The following is a 19,870-nucleotide window of genomic DNA, read 5'->3' on the forward strand; positions in this document are numbered from 1 at the left end:
AAATAATGAACATCCTTGTGACCGGCGCAACCGGCCTGCTGGGTCGCAGCGTATTCCGGCAACTGGCCGCCAACCCGGACTGGCAGGTGACTGGCACCTGCCACTCGCGCTCCGGGCCCGGGCTGCTGCCACTGGATCTCAGTGAGCCCGGGCAAATCCGCAATGCCCTGGAACAGCTGCAGCCGGATGTGGTGATCCACTGCGCCGCGGAGCGCTGGCCCGACCGCTGCGCGAACCAGCCCGACGCGGCCTGGGCCCTGAACGTGGATGCCACCGCCCTGCTGGCAGGCGCCTGCGAGGAGCTGGGCGCACAGCTGGTATATATCTCCACCGACTATGTGTTTGATGGCACTGCCCCACCCTACAGCGCCGACGCCCGTCCCGCCCCGATCAACTTCTATGGCCGCAGCAAGCGCGCCGGCGAGGAGGCGGTACTCGCCTGCCACGGGCACTGGGTGCTGCGCCTGCCACTGCTGTTCGGGCCGGTGGAGGAACCCCGGGAATCGGGCGTGACGGCACTGCTGGAAACTATCCGCACACGGGAACCCATGGCACTGGATCACTGGGCCATCCGCTACCCCACCAGTGTGGAGGAAGTTGCCAGCGTCCTGGAGCAGTGCCTGAGGCTAAAGGCCGGGGGCGAGATCCTGTCGGGTATCTACCACTGGAGTGGTGATACCGCCTGTACCCGTTTTGAGCTTGCGATGATGATTGCGGACCTGCTGCAACTGGACTGCCGCCATATCAGCGCCGATAGTGCCCCGCACTTCGTCGAGCCGCGGCCCCAGAACTGCCAGCTGGACAAGGCGCGCCTGCTGGCGCTGGGAATTCGCGGCGGTGCCCCACTGCCACAGCAACTGGCGAGCGTGCTGCGACCGCTGCACGAAGAGCCTGTGGAATCAGGGTAAGCCCGGCGGGAGGCTGATTTACTGGAGGGGGGATCGTGGGAACTGGCAGGGGTACCCCGGGCATCCGGGACAGTTTTCCGTAATCTCAGGCGCCGGTAACTGGCCGCGAATCGGCTGCACGGTGCCGCGCCACTGGTACAGCGGGCGCGACAGTCTCACCGTCGAGCACCTTGCGCAATACTTCCTGGGCGTTGGCCAACTGGCCATCCTGCATAATCCACAGTTCCGAGTACCAGGCTACGGGACCCGATTCCTCCTGCGGCACATCCACCGCCGCCTGCTGGGTGAGCGCCCGGATTCCCGATTTCTCCAGGAGGGTGTAGAGGTGGCTCACCAGCAGCTGGTCGCTGGCGAAGTAGATCCTGCAGGCCATGGCTTACGTTCCGTCGATATTCTTCTTCCCACCGTTCACTGGCAGGGAGTCGTCTTTATGCTTGTGGAATCCCTGCGGGGGCAGGAATTCACTTTCCGTTAACTTAAAACATAGACGACAGGAGAATATGGCGCGACAGGCGCTGGAGGGGAGTGGCGCCAACTGGCAGTAAAAAGCGCGCCCGGATAAAGCGGCGCCCAGGTTCAGGCAGTTACCGGCGATGCCCGGCGAGAGGCACAGGCCTCAGGATTTATCATCGTTGCCGGCTATGGCCGTAGGTACCTGCCCCCGGCGCCGACCAGTGGAAAGGTGTTCGATACAGGATAAGCGGTCGGAATAGATCTGGTAATTGTTCTTGCCGCGATACTTTGCGTGATACATGGCCACATCGGCCCGCTGCAGGATCGCCTCGAGCGTGTGCCCATGTTCCGGAATGGCAACAATGCCGATACTGAGAGTCACCCGCAGCACCTGGTCGCCAATTTTCACCGGTTGTGCCACCACACCAAGCAGCTTCTCCGCCAGCACACGGCAGGCATCATCGCCGCCGGCAGAGGGCACAAACACGCAGAACTCATCACCGCCGAGTCGGGCCACCGTATCGCCCTGGCGCACCACGCTTACCAGTCGCTGGGCCAGCACCCGCAGGAGGTCGTCGCCACGCTGGTGCCCCAGGGAATCGTTGACACGCTTGAAATCATCCAGGTCGATAAAAAAGACATACCCCGTGTTCTGCAGGTGGGACTCGCTGTGCAGGTATTGCTCGAGCTTGTCGACCAGTGCATGGCGGTTGGCGAGGCCGGTAAGCGTGTCGTGCATGGCGATATGCTCCAGCTCGGCGGTATTCTGCGCAACGATTTCCTTCATCACCTCCAGCTGGTCGCAGACCGCCAGGCCGGTATAGTCCAGTACGTCTATCTCATCGAAGTGGGTCCGGGGTTTGCGCACCGGGCGAATCAGTTGCCGCGCGCGGTCGAAATTGCCATCACTGAGCAGCGGCAGCGCTTCGGCCAGGCGACGCAGCCGGAAAATCGGGCTCCATAACATTCCCACCAGTGCGGCGATAAACGTGGCCGAACCCAGTGCCGCAAACCAGAACAGCAGCTTGAGTGAGTCCTCGATATGGCGCACCTGTGTGGTTACATCGTCAATGATGACAAAGCGGGCCCCACCGGGGTTGCCGTCCTGCAACGGGAAGGTGCGGACATCGTAACTGGCCGGACCAAAGTCATAACTGCCCGAGAACCGCAGTTCCGGCACCTGCGCCCCCTGCGCTGCCACCTCCCGCAACAGCGGCATCATCCGCTCGTGCGAAGTCAGGGCGATAACAGACCGGCTCCAGCCATCCAGGTAGGCATCGACCACCTTGTCCCCTTCGTCACCGGTCGCCGACAGGATGCCGATATCGGAGCCGGTGATCTGGCGGAATGCCAGCAGCTCATCGGCGAGGGAGCGGTCCACCTGCAGGACATATTCCTCTGACAGGTCGCCGGCGGTAATACCCATTACCAGGCTCTGTACACAGGACTCGGCACAATAGACCGACTCCCGTGTTTCGCCGCTGACGATCACATCCCGGACCTGTTCCGGCGTCAGGCGCCGGGTGGTCGCGCCCCATACCCTCGGCGGTCTCTGGCCCGGGCTGTATAGCTTGAGGGACTCCAGCCCCCAGCTGTCGCGCAGATGCTCCCACTGCTGGTCAAACAGTTTGTGGAGGATATCGGAATTGGGTGCCAGCCCACCGCGCCACAGCACAAACAGGTCGGTGAGCTGGTTCAGGTCTTCGCGCGACTGTTTCAGCAGGCCGGAAATCTGGTACTGGTAGGTGAGGTAACGACCCTCGCGGTTCTTTTCCAGCAGGGAGTGCAGGCTGCGGTGATCCAGCCAAATAAAGAACAGGCACATGGCGATGACCAGTGCCAGGGAAAATATGCCGACCCTGAACCGCAGACTGTGTAATTGCATATCCCTCGCAACTCCCGCCTCTGCCCTGATTGGATACGGAGCCCCGCGGCTCCCACCGGCCATTCCCTAACCGGTCATTTATTCTCTGTTGTGGTCTTTCAGCCCGGGGATGCCCTTGCCCATTACCCAAATCGCACCGGTGGGCAACCTGCCCCGGGGCAGGAGCCGGCTCCCTCCGGGTATACCAAGTATGATCAAGCCACCCTGCCGTGATTCCCGCGAGGCGGCCCATAGCAGTTTAAAATAGCGCCAACTCGGTCGTTTCTGGATTTAAATCACAAAAATCAGCGCAAAATAGCTTTTCCAGCGCTGCAGATCCGCCGATTGCCCGGCAGCCCGGCGATTGCTAAGATGCGCGCGGCTCACGAGGCCCACAAGCGCCCCGAGCAGCAGGCTGCCACTCCCCGTGGCACCGCGGCCATCCCGCCGCGCAGCGATCCCGCGTCCGTGCCGGCAACCCCGGTACGCAAATGGCGCCCGGGCCGCTCTGCTATTTTTTTAACCGGTGCCAGACCCCGCCGGCGGGCGCAATTCCAGCGACCTATCCCTGCGATACAGGAAACGACGTTTATGACCCAGCCATCTCTGCTGCAGTTGGAACAACACGACGCCTTCATTCACCGCCATATCGGACCCGACGAGGCGCAGATCAAAGAGATGCTGGAAACGCTCGGCGTGGCCAGCCTGGATGAACTGATCGAGAAAACCGTCCCCGCCTCCATTCGCAAACAGGACGAACTGGCCCTGGACGACGCGGTTAATGAGGAAGAGGCTCTCGGTGAGCTTCGCCAGCTGGCCCAGCGGAATAAAATTTACCGCACTTTTATCGGTATGGGCTACCACGACACGATTACACCCAATGTCATCCTGCGCAATGTGCTGGAGAATCCGGGCTGGTACACCGCCTACACCCCCTACCAGCCGGAGATTGCCCAGGGCCGGCTTGAGGGCCTGCTGAACTTCCAGCAGATGATCATGGACCTCACCGGGATGGAGCTGGCCAACGCCTCCATGCTCGACGAGGGCACCGCCGCCGCCGAGGCCATGGCGATGTGCAAGCGCCAGGCCAAGCGCAACAAGTCCAACATCTTCTTCGTGGACGGGGACTGCCACCCGCAGACGATCGCGGTGGTGAAGACCCGCGCAGAGCACTTCGGCTTTGAGATTGTGGTAGGCAACCCGGAGCAGGACCTGCCGGCCGAGCTGTTCGGCGCGCTGCTGCAATACCCTGGCTCCACCGGCGTAGTGCGCGACCTGACCGGCATCATCGACAAGGTGCACGAGGCCAATGGCCTGGTAACCGTGGCCGCCGACCTGATGAGCCTGGTGGCGCTGAAAGCACCCGGTGAAATGGGCGCCGATGTAGTGGTTGGCTGCAACCAGCGGTTCGGCATTCCCATGGGCTACGGTGGCCCGCACGCAGGCTTCTTCGCCTTCCGCGAGGCCTACAAGCGCTCCGCCCCCGGCCGGATCATCGGCGTTTCCGTGGACAGCAAGGGCAAACGCGCCCTGCGCATGGCCATGCAGACCCGCGAGCAGCATATCCGCCGCGAGAAAGCGAACTCCAATATCTGTACCTCCCAGGTACTGCTGGCGGTGATGAGCGCCTTCTACGCTGTCTACCATGGCCCCGAGGGCCTGAAGACCATCGCCACGCGCATCCAGCGCCTGGCCGACATCCTCGCCGCCGGACTGAAAAAGCAGGGTTTCGACCTGGCACACGACAGCTGGTTCGACACCCTGACCATCACTGCCGGTGACCAGCGCGATGCCATTTACCAGCGCGCCCTGGATGCGGAGATCAACCTGCGCAAGGTGGGTGAGGACGCGCTGGGTGTCAGCCTGCACGAGACCGCCAGCCTCGCTGATGTGTCCGACATCCTGCAGGCCTTCACCGGTGGCGAGCACGGCCTGGACCTGCACGAGCTCGACAGTGAGATCGCCGCCAAGGGCCCCCTGGGCGTCCCCGCGGCCCTGGTTCGCGAAAGCGAGTTCCTGACCCACCCGGTCTTCAATACCTACCACTCCGAAACGGAGATGCTGCGTTACCTGAAGATGCTGGAGTCCAAGGACATCGCACTGAATCACTCCATGATCCCGCTCGGCTCCTGCACCATGAAGCTGAACGCCACTGCGGAGATGATTCCGGTGACCTGGCCGGAATTCGGCAAGCTGCACCCGTTTGCCCCCGCTGACCAGGCCCAGGGCTATGCCGAGATGTTCCGCCAGCTGCAGCAGATGCTGGCCGCCTGTACTGGCTACGACGCCGTCAGCCTGCAGCCCAATGCCGGCTCCCAGGGTGAATATGCCGGCCTGGTAGCGATCAAGAAGTATTTCGAGGCCAGGGGCGAGACCCAGCGCGATATATGCCTGATTCCCGCCTCTGCCCATGGCACCAACCCGGCTTCCGCCATGATGGTGAGCATGAAGGTGGTGGTAGTTGCCTGCGACAACAAGGGCAACGTGGACATGGATGACCTCAGGGCCAAGGTGGAAGAACACGGCGATCGCATCGCCGCGCTGATGGTCACCTACCCGTCCACTCACGGCGTGTTCGAGGAAGGCATCCGCGATGTCTGCGAGCTGATCCACAATGCCGGCGGCCAGGTGTATATCGACGGCGCCAACATGAACGCACTGATTGGTGTCGCCGCACCGGGCAAGTTCGGTGGTGATGTCTCGCACCTGAACCTGCACAAGACCTTCTGTATCCCCCACGGTGGTGGCGGTCCCGGCATGGGCCCGATTGCCGTCGGCGAACACCTGAAGCCCTACCTGGCGGGCCACCCGGTCAGCGAGGTACCGGAGACCGATACGGCCAATGGCACCATTTCCGCGGCACCCTGGGGCTCTGCCAGCATCCTGCCGATCAGCTGGATGTATATCCGCATGATGGGCAAGACCGGCATGAAGCGTGCTACCGAGGTGGCGATCCTCAATGCCAACTATGTGGCCAAGCGCCTGAGCGAGCACTATTCCCTGCTGTATACCGGCACCAATGGCTTTATTGCCCACGAATGCCTGGTGGACCTGCGGCCACTCAAGGAATCGGCAGGCATCTCCGAGGAAGATATCGCCAAGCGCCTGATGGATTTCGGTTTCCACGCGCCCACCATGTCTTTCCCGGTGGCCGGCACCCTGATGATCGAGCCCACGGAAAGTGAGTCCCGCGAGGAGCTGGATCGCTTTGTCACCGCCATGGCCACCATTCGCCAGGAAGTGGAAGATGTAGCCAATGGCAAGTACAGCGCAGAGGACAACCCGCTGCACAATGCCCCCCACACTCTCGAGGACGTGATGGTCGACGAGTGGGCCCACGGCTATTCCCGCGATGTAGCGGGGCGCCCGGCAGCGTGGCTGAAGGAACACAAGGTGTGGCCGGCTTCCAACCGCATCGACAATGTCTACGGTGACCGCAACCTGATCTGCTCCTGCCCGCCGGTAGAGAGCTACATGGACTGACCCCGCGCAAATAAGGGGAACAATAAAAATGGCGAGCCAAACAGCTCGCCATTTTTTTTGCGGTATCGTCACCCGTGAATCACCAGGGCACACGACCCGGGTCCGGTTTCATTTCCCGCGCTGCCCCTGAAGTAATTCTCAAGGCTCTCGCTAGCGCTAATAAACCAGTGCACCCAGCTTTGCACGAAAACTGCAGGCATACGGCAGTGGATAAAACCCTTCCGGCTCCAGCTCTACAAAATAGTCCCGGGCTTCCCTGTTCCCGCTGGTCCTCTCCCGCTGGTAACGGAGGTAGCGGAACAGGTATTTATCATGGCCATCATAAACAGCGATCGACGCGGGGGATTCCTGTTCCCATCGCAAGCCTTCCCTCGCGCTTTTCCCTGCCGTCAGCTCGTTCAGTGCCAGCTCGCCACTCTCCTTGAAGCGGAACAGGTAGCGACGCTCGCAGTCCGTGCTTTTCAGCTCGAAGTCCGTAATGGAGAACTCAACCTCCCCCTGTCGCGGACCATCCCAGTCAACCCGGGTCATCGCGCTATCCACCAGGTATAACCCCATATTACCCTCGGTGTAGCGATGGCCGCTGACTTCTGCAGGATAGGCCCCATTCAGGGAAAAACCGCTTTTTGCGACAGCTTCAGTCACTTTGGCAACATGCCTCTCCGAAAACCTGCCCGGCTGGTATACCAGGATACTGCCAAGCAACGTGGCGGGATGGCGGTTATCGCGGGCAATGACTTCAAAACCTGACGATTCCAGGGATTGGGTTACCTGGAGGACCCGGTCTTCAGGTAAATACTTCGTGTGCAGGTGAATCCTTGTCGGCGCACATCCGGGAAGTGCGACTATCAATGCAAGCAACAAGAGGGCGGGACGTCTGCTTGGGAACAAGGGAGCCTCCGGATGTGATCTTGCCTCTCGGGCTGGGACGAGACGTGCGTTAACCCCGTAAAAACGGGTGTGTTCACAGATAACTCAACCACCAGTCGCTGCGCCGCGCCTTGACCCCTGCTAGCCAGCGGCAGAATGGATACAGCAGTGCGACGACCGCCAGCCAGGTTACATAGACCGCTGGCAGGGAAACCCCGTAACCGTCCGGCAGCCCCCACCAGCCTCCCGCTGCGGCACGCCAGCCAAATCCCTGCCACTGGGCGATGGCCAGCGCCAGCAGGTGGGCCAGGTAGATATGCAGGATGTAATAGGCAAAAGGCACGCGCCCGAAGGTATTGATGATATCCACCAGCGGGCCCCGCAGGCGCTCGGACCAGGCCAGCAACAGCAGCCCCGGCCCCAGGGTCATGAGTAGATACAGTAGTGATGGCGGGTATTTATCGACATTGAAGAAAGACACCAGGGTCATGCCATAGCTCGCCTGCGACATCCAGGGAACCGGGTCACCGTAAAAATTGCCCACGCGCAGAACCAGGAACAACACCACTGCGCCGAAACCGAGGGCCAGCAGTACCCTCCTGCGGCGCACCGCGGGCTCTCGGTATAGGCCGGCCAGCAGGTAACCCAGCGGCATCACCGCCAACCAGGGCAGCAGCGGGTAGACCACCACCAGCGGGAGGCCGGCAATACGGGTAAAGATATCCTCGTGCAGCGCATACCAGACCGGCGGTGGCCCCTCTTCCGGCATCACAAGGCGACCATCAAGCAGGTTGTGCCCGGCAATAATGACGACGCTAAGCACCAGCAGGGGATATCGCGGCAGGTGAATGAAAAGCGCCATGAAGATCATGCAGAAACCGATCATCGACAGGGTCGTCAACACCAGTGCGTAGCCCTGTGGCTGCACAAAACTCCAGCCAAATGACATTACCGTCTGCTCGATCAGGATCAACCAGAATCCCCGGGAGAGCAGAAACAGGCTCAACTCCCGCGGTGAGCGGCTGGCCCGCATAAACCCGGCTCCCATTCCCGCCAGGAGTACGAACAATGGCGCACAGAAATGGGTAATCCAGCGGGTAAAGAAGTAGGCGGGAGAGGTCTCCCCCAGCTCCTCAGGGGCGAAGCGCGCTGCGGTGGTGAAGTCGCGGACGTGATCCAGGGCCATGATGACCATCACCAGGCCCCGGGCAAAGTCCACCGACACCAGCCGCCCGGCCCGGGTATCAGAGGCCTCCGCAGCGGGCCTGGACGTTAGCGGCCCGACGGCAGCCGCAGGAGTAGCAGGATTTTGCATGGCAAGCACCCGTTGTTCTAAATTTTGGGATACTTCCTGATTGACGCGGGAATCGCAGGCCTGCTGGTTTGTGCCCCAAGCAGAAACCAATTTCTGCACGCAGTGCAAGTTTCGCCGGTCCCAGGCAATTACACCCGGCCGGCACGCAGCCTACCCCCAGCCGGTAAAATACTGGACGTCCTGCCAGAGCGCCCACAGGTAGGCCAGTGTACCGCTGCCGGCGGGCGACAGCAGCCATACCAGCGCCCCCAGGTTGCCAAGCACGGTTAACCAGAACAGCATCCGGAAAGACGCCTTGGATGTCTTGTGCCGGAATATTTCCCGGCCCACGAGCGCGCCGGTCCAGCCGCCGGTGATTGAAAACAGGTGCAGGGTGTTCTCCGGCGTGCGCCAGCGGCCGTTACGTGCCGCCGACTTGTCTTTCGCGTAGAGCACAAAAGTCAGCAGGCCCAGTGCCAGGAACCATAGTGGCACCAGTGGCGGAAACCGCCCCGCCAGCACCAATGCGGCCAGTACCGTGTAGAAAACCAGGCAGAATAGAACTGCACGACCGCCCCGGCCGCCCGCAACGACAGGGCGGTGATGTCCCCGTCGGGGCCTCACCCGGATGGCGCGTGGCCGCCCCCGGTCGTCAGCCGAAACAGCGAAGCTCACGATCAATCCTTGCTCTGGCCGCCGATGCTGCCGGCTGAAATCGCGGATATGCAGGAACAGTTGCCTGCCGCCACCGGACGGTTCGATAAAGCCAAACCCCCGTGCGTCGTCCCAGGTGACAATGGTGCCAGTACCACTGTTCATCGCCCATTCCTCCCTCTGCAGCCTGATTGGCCTCCCCCGGACCAACCGGGCAATGACCGGGTCACATGCGTTTCCTGGTTTTACTGGTGGCCTGTGCACTGAGCGGATCATCGGGCCAGTAATGTTTCTGGTAACGGATGCGCAATTCCTTTTTGACTTCCGTGTACGTATTCTGCCAGAAGCTTGCCAGGTCGCGGGTAACCTGTACCGGCCGCTGTGCTGGCGACAAGAGGTAAATCATTAGTTCGAACCGGCCCTGCAGGATCGCCGGTGTCTGTGCCAGCCCGAACAACTCCTGCAGGCGCACTGCCAGCACCGGGATATCCTCCCCGTAATCGATCGGCATGCGCGAGCCACTGGGCACGACAATATGCGTGGGTGCAAACTCATCAATCTGCTGCAGGTCCGCCCATTCCAGCTGCCCCTGAAAAATGCCGTGCATGTTGAGCCCGGACAATTGCTCGAGGCTACGCATCCCCGCCAGGTGTGGCAACAGCCAGTCTTCCAGGCTCTCCAGCAGGCAGTCATCATTCCACCGGGGCAGTGACAGGCCCGCCAGCAGGTCGGGATAATTGTCGGCCTGGGCCCGCAGGAACCCCACCCGTGCGCGCAGCGCATTCGCCTCGCGTGTCCAGGGCAATACCCCCAGTCCCTTCTGCCGGACCGCATCGAGCAATGCACGGCTGAGTGCATCCGGGGAAATATTTTCGGCCGCTCTTTCATCCAGTACGATCCGGCCGAGACAGGTGCGCACGCTGGCAACGGCCCGGCCCACCCGGTCATCCCAGCGGACCTGTTCTTCCTGTTCAATCAGGTGGGGGAAATATTCCGGCAATAACTCGCCGGGGATCTGCGCAGCCAGCAGAATACGCGCGTCGCGCCCCTGCCCGTCCAGCTCTGCCACTACCAGGTAATCGGCTACAGCCAGTTCATCATCGTGGGAGAAGTGCGCCCCGCGGCCACTGGCAAGCAGGAAGCGGCGGCCGCGGTCATGGCGATTCCGGGCAATGCGGTCCGGGTATGCCAGTGCCAGCAACAGTCCGGTGCGGTCGGCCGTATCGATGGCGCTTCCCCCGGAACCAGCAGTGGATCCATCCATCCGGGCGAGCTGTGCCTGCCAGGTCCTGGCCTGCTGCCGGATTCTCTGCACCGCACCGCGATCTACAGTGCCGTCCCCTTTGCCCCCCTCGAGTAACCATTCCATGCGCCGGTGCAGGTCCCGGTCCAGGCGTCGCTCGCCGCGAAAGATATCCCGCTCCGACAGCAGCGCCGCCAGCAGGCAGGCTTCCCGCTGCAGGCCCCAGTCGCAACTGTGCAGCATCATATGGGCGAGCCGCGGGTGGGTCCCCAGTGCCAGCATCGCAGCACCATGTGCGGTAATGCGCAGTTCGGCGTCGAGGGCCTCCAGACGCTGCAGCAGGTCGCGGGCCTGGCCCAGCGGCCCCGGCGGCGGCAGGTCCAGCCACTGCAACTCATCCGGGTCGCTCACGCCCCACTGCGCCAGCTCAAGCACCAGCGGGGCCAGGTCACTGTTGAGGATTTCCGGCGTGTTCTTGGCTGGCAGCCCCCCGTGGCGCGACTCGGTCCACAGGCGCAGGCAGGTGCCGGGCCCCAGTCGCCCGGCGCGGCCACAACGCTGGGTGGCGGACGCCCGGGAAATAGTGGTGGTCTCGAGCCGGTTCATACCGGTGTTGGGGTCGAAACGGGATTCGCGCATCAGGCCGGAATCCACCACCAGTGAAATCCCCTCAATGGTCAGGCTGGTTTCCGCCACGTTGGTAGCCAGCACTACTTTGCGGCGCCCCTGCGGGGCGGGCGCAATGGCTGCGTCCTGCTGTTCCCGGCCCAGGTCCCCGTACAGGGGGGCGATATCGACATCGTTGAAAACCTCATCCCCGGCCCTTTCCGCCAGCAGCTCCCCCACCCTGCGGATCTCGCCTACACCAGGCAGGAAAGCCAGCAGGCTGCCGCCGGCCTCAGCGAGCAGTTCGCCGATCTTGCGCGCCATCAGCGCCGGCAACTGGCGCGCGTCTTCCACCACTTCCCGGGGGGCGAGGTAACGGGTCTCCACCGGATAGCTGCGCCCCTCGCTGCTCACCACCGGCGCACCGCCGAGCAGGCTTGCCACGCCCGTCGCATCAAGTGTGGCGGACATCACCAGTAGCTTGAGGTCCTCGCGCAGGACTTCCTGGGATTGCAGGCAGAGCGCCAGTGACAGGTCCGCCTGCAGGTTGCGCTCATGGAATTCATCGAAGATGACCAGGGCCGTCCGGGCAAGCTCCGGATCCGACTGCAGCAGGCGGGTGAGTATGCCCTCGGTAACGACCAGGATGCGCGTGCCTGCCCCGGCCTGTCGCTCACCGCGAACCTGGTAGCCGACGGTCTGGCCCACCGGCTCACCGAGCAGCGAGGCCATACGCCTGGCCGCGGTGCGCGCCGCCAGCCGGCGGGGTTCCAGCATGATGATATTGCGCCCCGCCAGCCAGCCGCACTCCAGCAGCGCCAGGGGGACGGCGGTTGTCTTGCCGGCACCGGGGGGCGCCTGCAGAACGACATTGTTGTGGCCCGCCAGTGCTGCGAGGAGGTCCGGCAGGGCGGCGTTGATCGGTAGTTCCGGCATGGGCGCGATTATATCGGTTTTACCGCCTGCCAGCGTCCGCGATTGGGGCCGGGAAACGGATGCGGGATCTCTCCCGCAGGCTCAGCCCCGGCTGGTGCTATCGAGCAGTGCCAGGTCGAGCAGTCCCGGCACCAGCTTGCGTGCACCATAGGCACTCAGGTGGTCATCGTCGCGATAGAGCGGCACCCCGCGCTCCTCGATTCGGCAGGCGGACGAACAGAGCTCCGGCACCGGGCTGACCTGGTCCGCCCCCAGCTCCGCGGCAATGGTGTCGATAATGTGGTTGGCACGACGGTTGCGACGCTCGACCTCTTTGCGTGTGGGTGCGTGCTCCAGCGACGTACCGATAAATTCCGCGTTGATCACTGCCAGGGGTACAGAGAAACCCACTTCAGGCACCCCCTTCACAATCAACACCCGGCGCCCGGTGGCCCGGATACGCCGGACGGTGTCGGCAAGGCTGCCCCGCACCAGCTCCGCGTTAGTCTCGCGATGGTCATCGCCGGCCACCAGGCCATCATTCCCTGCATCAGCCGAGCGTTGCAGTACCGCATTGTCACCGCCCTCTCCCGGTGCCGGTGTACCTTCCACCGCCTGTGCCCAGCGGGCCACCAGGATAACGGTATCCAGGTCATCCCGAGCCTCGAGAAATTCCATCACCTGCCGGTTGAACAAGTCACAGCGATGGGACTCACCCTTATCAGCCCGCACCAGCCCCAGCAATGGGGGGCAGGCAGACTTGACCGCCGCCAGCCCTGCCTGGCCCCGTCCCCGTACCCAGAGATCAAACCCGGGCAGGAAGGCTCCGGCATGGGAATCGCCCCAGATCAGCACATCCGCAAGCCCGTCCGCCGCCGTGTCACCAAAGCGGCACAACCCCTCGTCCGGCAAACGCCCCATGCAGCGCTCCTGCCGCGGCGTACGCTCCACCGCCTCGGTATATATCGCCAGCAGCTCCGGCGGCAGCCGGCCGGGAAACCCCTTGCCGCTGTTGATAATCACCGCCACCAGCACCAGCGCCACTGCCGCCACACTCCCGGCCCGCACAATCGCCGGGCGTGAACCCCAACGACCGCCGCGACGGCGAAAGGGCCCCTCCACCCAGCGCCAGCTGGCGTACGCCAGCCCTCCGGCCACCACCACCGCCAGCAGGGCGGAGAGCAGCGGTAATTCCGCCGCGCCGTGGATAAGGCGCGCAAATACCAGCACCGGCCAGTGCCACAGGTACAGGGAATAGGAAACCAGCCCCACACCGACAAAAACCGGCAGGGACAGCAGGCGGGTGGCAAACACCGGCCGCTGCGCGCCCGCCCAGATCAGGGCCACCGCCCCGCCGCAGGGTAGTAGTGCCGCGAGTCCCGGAAATGGCGTGGCGCTGTCATAGGCAACCACGCTGCAGGCGATAGCCAGCAATCCGGCGGCGGCCACCACCTCCACCACGATACGGCGCCCGCAACGGGGCACTGCGCCCAGTGCCAGCAGGGCGCCCAGGCCCAGCTCCCAGATACGCGTGGGCGTGAGGAAATAATTTGCGAATGGCTGGGCCTGCGTGGCCCACATCGAGGCACAGAGTGAAACAAGGGAGAGCAGCGCGACCACCGCCAGCATCCAGCCGGATCGCCTCGCCAGCAGGCACAACAGCAGAGGGAAAAACACATAAAACTGCTCTTCCACTGCCAGCGACCAGGTGTGCAGCAGTGGTTCCCATTCCGCCGAAGCGCCAAAGTAGTCACCGCTACTGCGCCAGAACCAGAAATTGGAGACAAAGAACACCGTGGCCAGCACCGATCGTGCATAGCCCTCAAGCAGGTCGGGCGGCAGCACCAACCAGCTGGCCAGGGTGGTGGCGGACAGTACAGTGAAAAGGGCCGGCAGGATCCGCCGCGCCCGGCGCTCGTAAAAATCTGCCAGGGAGAAACGCCCCTGGCGGATTTCCCGCACCAGGATGCCGGTAATCAGGTAGCCTGAAATGACAAAGAAAACATCGACCCCGACAAAGCCGCCGGAAAAGCCCGGCAGGCCCGCGTGGGCAAAAACCACCGGCAGCACCGCCAGCGCCCGTAACCCGTCGATATCCCGGCGGTAACCACTGTTCACTGTCATCGTTATCCAGATTGGCTCGTTACTTGCGGATCCCTGTGTGGATCCCCCGATGCAGTCCCTGCGGTTGCCGCCGGTATCTTACCGGCCGCTGCGTTTTTTCCTCCTGAGGCGACTCCACCAGGGAGTCCTTGCCGGCGCGATGGCCGCGGTGCGGGCAAGGCACTGCCGGATACCCTGCAACTCCCCGGCCACACCCTGCGACAGGGTTCCTGCCGCCACCGGGTCTTCCAGCAGGGAGCGAATGCAATCGTCCAGCAGCGCATCCCTCAGCCCGCGGGGATTCTCTATGCCCGAGCCCAGAAGATCTGCCGACCACTCCGCAAGATCGGCGCAGGACAGCAGGTCATTGCCCGTTTCCGGGTAGGTGGAGAAATCATCACTGAATGCCAGGCCGGATTCATGCTGGAGATAGCGCTCGCTCAACTGGCGGTTCGACTCGGCAAACGCCTCGAAAAAGGCCCGGGCGTTGTCCCGGCCCGGCGTCACACGGCTGCTGTCGCCGCGCATCCCGGGTTTCAACCGGCGGATATCGCCGGGCGCTGCACCCAGCTCGATCAACTTGTGGGTGAGCAGGAATTCCCGGCGCCCCACGCCCTCGTTGACACGACACGGGGGAATATCCAGTCCATCGCCAAGCAGGCTCGCGAAGTCGGTGACGATATCGCCCCCCTGCAGCCTTGCAGGCCTGAACTCGCGCACCTGCAGCGCGTCCCGCCCGAAACTTGCCTCCCACTGCCGCAGCTTGCTGAAGTAATCGTAATAAGTGCGCACCGCCGGCGTCAGTTGCGGCAGCGCGCCTGCCTCGTGGCCCAGCAACTTGCTTGAGGAGCTGCGCCCACGCTCACAGCCCCGCGCACCCTGCTGCTTGAAAGAGCGGGCGTGCAGGTCCTGGCGGCGCAGGTAGGCGACCACCACAGTGCGGTCGAAATGTTCCGCGCAGATATCCCGCACCCGCTCGATATCCACGGGCCGGTACAGAAAGGAGAAGTGCTCGGCGGAGACAATGACGGTATCGCTGCGAGTGGCTGCCAGCAGCTGGCGGAAGCGATCATTCAGGTGAAAGTGCAGGCCAGTGTCCCGCGCCTCCACGTCGATGGCTCCCGATGAATTGCCCTTCTTGCCGAGGGCCGCAAACTCCACCCCGCGATCCAGCAATGCCGCGCGACAGCGGTGCAGGGCCAGTTGCAATGAGCTGGAGCCGGTCTTGTGGAAACCGATATGCAGGTAGAGAGTACGCATTATTATTCTTTACCAGGGGAACAGAGTTTACCGGCCGGGCCGGTGCCGGCTTCCCCGCCCGTTTTTGATCAGTAAAACGTCACCAACAAGGATGTCACCAATAAAAAAGGCCGGTCTTACCGGCCTTCAGGCTCCCGGCGATACTCCCGCAGGAGTTCGACCGGGATTACAGTCTGTCAGCGACGCGGCCCGCGGCTCCCGCCGCCGCGACGGCCGCCTCCGCGACCATCCCGGCTGTCCCGGCCACCACGCGCGCCGCGGCCATCGCCGCCGCTGCTGCGTTTAACCTTGACCTTGGGCGGCTCTTCCAGCAGCTCCAGGGGCGGCTGTTCGCAGTTCAGCTTCTGACCCAGCAGCGCCTCGATTGGCTCCAGGCGCATGGCATCGTCCTCACAGGCAAAACTGATCGAGGTGCCTGTCTTGCCGGCGCGACCGGTACGGCCGATGCGGTGGACGTAGTCCTCGGGCTCTTCCGGCAGGGTGAAGTTGACCACGTGGCTGATGCCATCGATATGGATACCGCGGCCGGCCACGTCGGTGGCCACCAGTACCCGGGTCTTGCCCGTCTTGAAATCCTCCAGCGTGCGTACGCGCTTGTTCTGCGCCACCTCACCGGATAACAGGCCCGCCTTGAAACCGTGCGCCTCCAGGTTCTCGTGCAGGCGACGGCACTGGTCGCGACGGTTGGCAAAGACAATCAGGCTTTCCACCTCGTCACTCTGCAGGATGTTATACAGCAGGGTGTATTTCTCCTCGCTGGCAGCCAGGTAAACGCGCTGGTCGACGGAATCGGTAGCAACCCGCTCCGGCTCGATTTCCACGATCACCGGCTCGTCAGTCCACTGCTCCACCAGGGAATCCACTTCCGGGGTAAAGGTGGCGGAGAAGAACATGGTCTGGCGATGGGTCTTGCGCGGGGTCTGGCGCACGATCCGGCGCACCTGGGGGATAAAGCCCATGTCCAGCATCCGGTCCGCCTCATCGATCACCAGGACTTCCACCTGGTCGAGGTAGCAGTCGCGGTTGCTGGCGAAATCCAGCAGGCGGCCCGGCGTGGCCACCAGGATATCCACAAGGCGCTCGTTCAGGTTGCGCTGCTGCTTGCCGTAGTCCATTCCCCCCACGAGGGTGTGGATCTCCAGGTCCGTATATTTACACAGGGCCTTGGCATCGTCGGCGATCTGCATTACCAGCTCACGGGTCGGGGCAATGATCAGTGAGCGGGCCTCACCGGCGTAGCGCTCGCCCTCGAACGGGTTCTTGAGCAGGTCGTCGATTATGGTGATCAGGAAGGCCGCGGTCTTGCCGGTACCGGTCTGCGCCTTGCCCACCAGGTCGTGGCCATTGAGGGTGTGGGGCAGCGAGCGGCCCTGGATCGGCGAACAATATTCGAAGCCCAGGTCGTGAATCCCATGCATCAGGTCCAGCGGCAGGTCCAGGTCGTGGAAGCGGACCTTGCCCTCCTGCTCCGGCACCTGGAACTGGTCCAGCGACCATTTGGTCGCCGGGCGTGACTGGCGGCGCTTATTGCCGCCTTTCCCGCCCCGCGAGCCATCTTCATCCCTGCCCCGGCCGGGACCCTTGCCTTGAGGCTTATCCCGAGTCTTGCCCTTGGCGGAACTGCTGGCCTCGCGCGACTCACCGCTGCCCTTGCTGCCGGTATTCCGCTGGCCACGGGCAGGCTTGTCGGCATCTCCGCGCTGGCGGCTGCTGTCCTGACTATTGTCAGTTTCATTGCTGGCATCTGCCGCGTCGGCAGATGAACGGCGAAACAACTTTCCTATCAAGTGAAATACTCGCTTACATGCTCAAATAATCGGCGAGTATATCATCTATGGGCGAAGACTACCTGTTAGCGTCTTGCGGCGGCTGGCCGCGACCGTGAGAGCGCCGGCAAATCCAGTAATCCAGGCTGGCATAGCGCCCCCCACCGGTTCCCAGCAGGGCCAGCAGCATTACGAAGTAGGTGGCTGCGAACTCGATCCCGTTCTTGAGCACGGTGAAGCTGCCCGCCTCCGTAAGCCAGCTGTAATTGCCATGGGCCTTAAGCAGTTCCACCGCTTTGTCCTTACGCGCCACGGCCTCCGCAATCAGGTCCTCGCGCCACTCCCAGGGCATGGTCAGCGTCTGCTCGGGAAGCGCGTGCCAGCCGTACTGCCAGTGGGCGGTAGCTGCTGCCACCACCATCACAAACATCAGCGGGACGGTTGCCAGCCGCACCCCCAGCCCCAGTAGCAGCGCAACACCACCGAGCAATTCGGTCAGCGCAGCCATCCAGGCCAGCAACTGCGGTGCCGGCAGGCCCAGCCCCCAGTCGGGATTGCCGAACCAGGCCGCCACGTCACCGATATGGCCCAGCTTGTTTATTCCCGCCAGGATAAAGATCGGCGCCAGGAACAGTCGCAGGGCCAGTGGCCCCAACCAGTCGGTGGCACTGGCCAGGCGCAGGAAGCTGCCGTACAGGCGATTGAACCAACCCGATGAGCGCTCCATAATCCCTCCCTCCTCTACGATTGTTTGTGCTGGTGGGCTGCACGGGCAGTCTGGTGACTCGTCGCCAACAGGCGAACGCATTCGGGGCACTCCGGTAAAAGACGGGAAAACGCGGGCATAGCAGTGCTATTCCAGGTTTTCTCACCCCGGCCGGGTGTTCGGGAGACGCGGACTGTCACCTGTTGTCCGTATGGTCCATTGTAGGTCGGTCAACCGGCCCACCTGTTACACACCGAATTAAGGTAGCCCAGCGGCGCTCTGCCATGTTCAAGATCTACAAGCGGGCCACCGCCACCGAACTCTCCCGCATTACCACCCTCGGCGGCCCGCTGGTCATCAGCAACCTGGCGGTCATCAGTATGGGGGTCACCGATACCATCGTTGCCGGTCGCGCCGGCGAGGTGGACCTGGCGGGACTGGCGCTGGGTTCCAGCATCTGGGCCGTTTGCGCAGTAACCCTGATGGGCCTGCTGGCAGCGGTATCGCCGGTGGTGGCCCACCTCCGTGGCGCACGCAATGAAGTCGGCGCGGCGGCAGAGCTGCAACAGGCGTTCTGGATCGCACTCGCCGGCGGGCTGGTGGTGGTGGCCGCATTGCTGGCGGTGCCCTGGTGGAGCCAGTGGATCGATACCGAGGAACCGGTGCGCCGCGTGATGCAGCACTACCTGCTGGCACTGGCCACCTCCACCCTGCCGTTTGCGCTCGGCACCGCGTTGCGCGGCTACTGCGAGGGCATGGCCCAGGTGCGGGCGGTAATGCGTATCTACCTGGCCGCAGCAGTGCTGAATATTCCCCTGGATATGGCGCTGGTCTTCGGCTGGGGACCACTCCCGGCCCTGGGCGGGGCCGGCTGTGGCTGGGCCACCAGCCTGGTGAGCTGGGCCATCGCCCTGGCGCTGTTCTGGCATGCCAACAACGACCGAACCTATCGCGCCCTCGACCTGCGCTTCGCGCTGCCGAAACCCCACTGGCCCACACTGCGCCACCAGCTGGCCCTGGGCCTGCCTATCTGTATCGGCGCCGGCAGCGAGGTCACCTTTTTTGCCAGCCTCACGGTGCTGCTGGCTCCCTATGGCGCCACCATCGTGGCCGCCCACCAGATCGGCATGAACATCGGCTCCATTTTCTACCTGGTGGCCCTGGCACTGGCCCAGGCCCTGAGTATCCGCGTGGCCCAGTTGCTGGGCCAGGGGCGGCCGAAACGGGCACGCTTTAGCAGCACGGTGGGGGTTTCCGGCGGACTCCTGTACGCCCTGGCCACCGGGCTGGTACTGATCGTCCTGCGCCATCCGTTCGTGTCCGTATACACCAGCGATGCGGACATCATCGCGGTAGCCACCAACCTGCTGCTGCTATGCGCGGCCTTCCAGCTGGTGGATGTGGCCCAGGCCATGGCCTGGGGCGCACTGCGTGGCTATAAAGATACGCGGGTACCCATGTATATGCAGATACTCTCCTACTGGCTGGTGGGGCTCACCAGTGCCCGCTGGCTGGGTGAGAGCTTCTGGGGTGTCTACGGTTACTGGGCAGGCATCTGCATCGGTCTCGGGGTCGCCTCGGTGCTGCTGGGGGCGCGCCTCTGGCGCACCAGTGGCATGGCGATCAAACACCGGGGCCGGCTGGACATTTCGCCAAGTGGCGCGCAAACCTGAGGGAACGCTTTCGCTATACTCGCGCTCCAATTTATTACAGGCCGGCAACCTCTACGCGACGCCCGGTCATCA

Annotated in this window: 13 protein-coding genes; 3 read left to right on the forward strand and 10 right to left on the reverse strand. The window is 63.3% G+C overall.

Annotation, left to right across the window (positions count from 1 at the left end; translation table 11 throughout):
* Positions 1–5 precede the first annotated feature (5 nt).
* Positions 6–908: a dTDP-4-dehydrorhamnose reductase family protein gene (locus LVD10_RS13675; protein WP_237063981.1), complete on the forward strand. Its 903-nt coding sequence runs from the start codon at positions 6–8 to the stop codon at positions 906–908.
* Between the two features lie 85 nt (positions 909–993).
* Here LVD10_RS13675 and LVD10_RS13680 read toward each other — a convergent pair whose 3' ends face one another.
* Complete coding sequence (locus tag LVD10_RS13680; RefSeq protein WP_233005963.1) at positions 994–1,281, reverse strand: hypothetical protein; 288 nt, start codon at positions 1,279–1,281, stop codon at positions 994–996.
* A gap of 243 nt (positions 1,282–1,524) precedes the next feature.
* On the reverse strand, positions 1,525–3,246 hold the full coding sequence (locus LVD10_RS13685) for a GGDEF domain-containing protein (RefSeq protein WP_233005964.1): 1,722 nt from the start codon (positions 3,244–3,246) through the stop codon (positions 1,525–1,527).
* 570 nt (positions 3,247–3,816) lie between these two features.
* On the opposite strand from LVD10_RS13685, the gene gcvP reads away from it, so the two are divergent.
* The gene (gcvP, locus tag LVD10_RS13690; protein WP_233005965.1) at positions 3,817–6,708 is read left to right on the forward strand and encodes an aminomethyl-transferring glycine dehydrogenase; all 2,892 of its coding nucleotides are present in this window, start codon (positions 3,817–3,819) and stop codon (positions 6,706–6,708) included.
* A 156-nt stretch (positions 6,709–6,864) separates the two neighbouring features.
* Here gcvP and LVD10_RS13695 read toward each other — a convergent pair whose 3' ends face one another.
* The 8 genes from LVD10_RS13695 to LVD10_RS13730 all read right to left on the reverse strand — a co-directional run bounded on the left by LVD10_RS13695 (position 6,865) and on the right by LVD10_RS13730 (position 18,146).
* On the reverse strand, positions 6,865–7,353 hold the full coding sequence (locus LVD10_RS13695) for a hypothetical protein (RefSeq protein WP_233005966.1): 489 nt from the start codon (positions 7,351–7,353) through the stop codon (positions 6,865–6,867).
* 319 nt (positions 7,354–7,672) lie between these two features.
* Positions 7,673–8,893, reverse strand: coding sequence for an acetyltransferase domain-containing protein (locus tag LVD10_RS13700; RefSeq protein ID WP_237063983.1), 1,221 nt, complete (start codon positions 8,891–8,893; stop codon positions 7,673–7,675).
* Between the two features lie 150 nt (positions 8,894–9,043).
* Positions 9,044–9,691 (reverse strand): DUF1294 domain-containing protein, encoded by a 648-nt coding sequence (locus LVD10_RS13705; RefSeq protein WP_237063986.1) that lies wholly within the window; start codon positions 9,689–9,691, stop codon positions 9,044–9,046.
* 61 nt (positions 9,692–9,752) lie between these two features.
* On the reverse strand, positions 9,753–12,311 hold the full coding sequence (hrpB, locus tag LVD10_RS13710; RefSeq protein WP_237063988.1) for an ATP-dependent helicase HrpB: 2,559 nt from the start codon (positions 12,309–12,311) through the stop codon (positions 9,753–9,755).
* 81 nt (positions 12,312–12,392) lie between these two features.
* The gene (locus LVD10_RS13715) at positions 12,393–14,414 is read right to left on the reverse strand and encodes an acyltransferase family protein (RefSeq protein ID WP_233005970.1); all 2,022 of its coding nucleotides are present in this window, start codon (positions 14,412–14,414) and stop codon (positions 12,393–12,395) included.
* 78 nt (positions 14,415–14,492) lie between these two features.
* Positions 14,493–15,653 carry a hypothetical protein gene (locus tag LVD10_RS13720; protein ID WP_237063990.1) on the reverse strand — a complete coding sequence of 387 codons (1,161 nt, stop codon included), beginning with the start codon at positions 15,651–15,653 and terminating at the stop codon, positions 14,493–14,495.
* Between the two features lie 176 nt (positions 15,654–15,829).
* Positions 15,830–17,128: an ATP-dependent RNA helicase RhlB gene (rhlB, locus tag LVD10_RS13725; RefSeq protein ID WP_439651240.1), complete on the reverse strand. Its 1,299-nt coding sequence runs from the start codon at positions 17,126–17,128 to the stop codon at positions 15,830–15,832.
* 370 nt (positions 17,129–17,498) lie between these two features.
* The gene (locus LVD10_RS13730; RefSeq protein WP_233005973.1) at positions 17,499–18,146 is read right to left on the reverse strand and encodes an HvfX family Cu-binding RiPP maturation protein; all 648 of its coding nucleotides are present in this window, start codon (positions 18,144–18,146) and stop codon (positions 17,499–17,501) included.
* A 263-nt stretch (positions 18,147–18,409) separates the two neighbouring features.
* Between LVD10_RS13730 and LVD10_RS13735 the strand changes: the two genes are divergently transcribed.
* Entirely contained in the window at positions 18,410–19,798 is a 1,389-nt protein-coding gene (locus tag LVD10_RS13735) for an MATE family efflux transporter (protein ID WP_237063994.1), read from the forward strand.
* Positions 19,799–19,870: the final 72 nt, after the last annotated feature.

The sequence above is a fragment of the Microbulbifer zhoushanensis genome (assembly GCF_021729055.1).
In the GTDB taxonomy this organism is placed as follows: Bacteria; Pseudomonadota; Gammaproteobacteria; order Pseudomonadales; family Cellvibrionaceae; genus Microbulbifer; species Microbulbifer zhoushanensis.

Bases quoted from the DNA above. Each gene is read 5' to 3' on its own strand.
- LVD10_RS13720 (WP_237063990.1), bottom strand. From the start codon at position 15,653: ATGCGTACTCTCTACCTGCATATCGGTTTCCACAAGACCGGCTCCAGC.
- LVD10_RS13715 (WP_233005970.1), bottom strand. From the start codon at position 14,414: ATGACAGTGAACAGTGGTTACCGCCGGGATATCGACGGGTTACGGGCG.
- LVD10_RS13730 (WP_233005973.1), bottom strand. From the start codon at position 18,146: ATGGAGCGCTCATCGGGTTGGTTCAATCGCCTGTACGGCAGCTTCCTG.
- LVD10_RS13675 (WP_237063981.1), top strand. From the start codon at position 6: ATGAACATCCTTGTGACCGGCGCAACCGGCCTGCTGGGTCGCAGCGTA.
- LVD10_RS13705 (WP_237063986.1), bottom strand. From the start codon at position 9,691: ATGAACAGTGGTACTGGCACCATTGTCACCTGGGACGACGCACGGGGG.
- gcvP (WP_233005965.1), top strand. From the start codon at position 3,817: ATGACCCAGCCATCTCTGCTGCAGTTGGAACAACACGACGCCTTCATT.
- LVD10_RS13700 (WP_237063983.1), bottom strand. From the start codon at position 8,893: ATGCAAAATCCTGCTACTCCTGCGGCTGCCGTCGGGCCGCTAACGTCC.
- LVD10_RS13735 (WP_237063994.1), top strand. From the start codon at position 18,410: ATGTTCAAGATCTACAAGCGGGCCACCGCCACCGAACTCTCCCGCATT.
- hrpB (WP_237063988.1), bottom strand. From the start codon at position 12,311: ATGCCGGAACTACCGATCAACGCCGCCCTGCCGGACCTCCTCGCAGCA.
- LVD10_RS13680 (WP_233005963.1), bottom strand. From the start codon at position 1,281: ATGGCCTGCAGGATCTACTTCGCCAGCGACCAGCTGCTGGTGAGCCAC.
- LVD10_RS13685 (WP_233005964.1), bottom strand. From the start codon at position 3,246: ATGCAATTACACAGTCTGCGGTTCAGGGTCGGCATATTTTCCCTGGCA.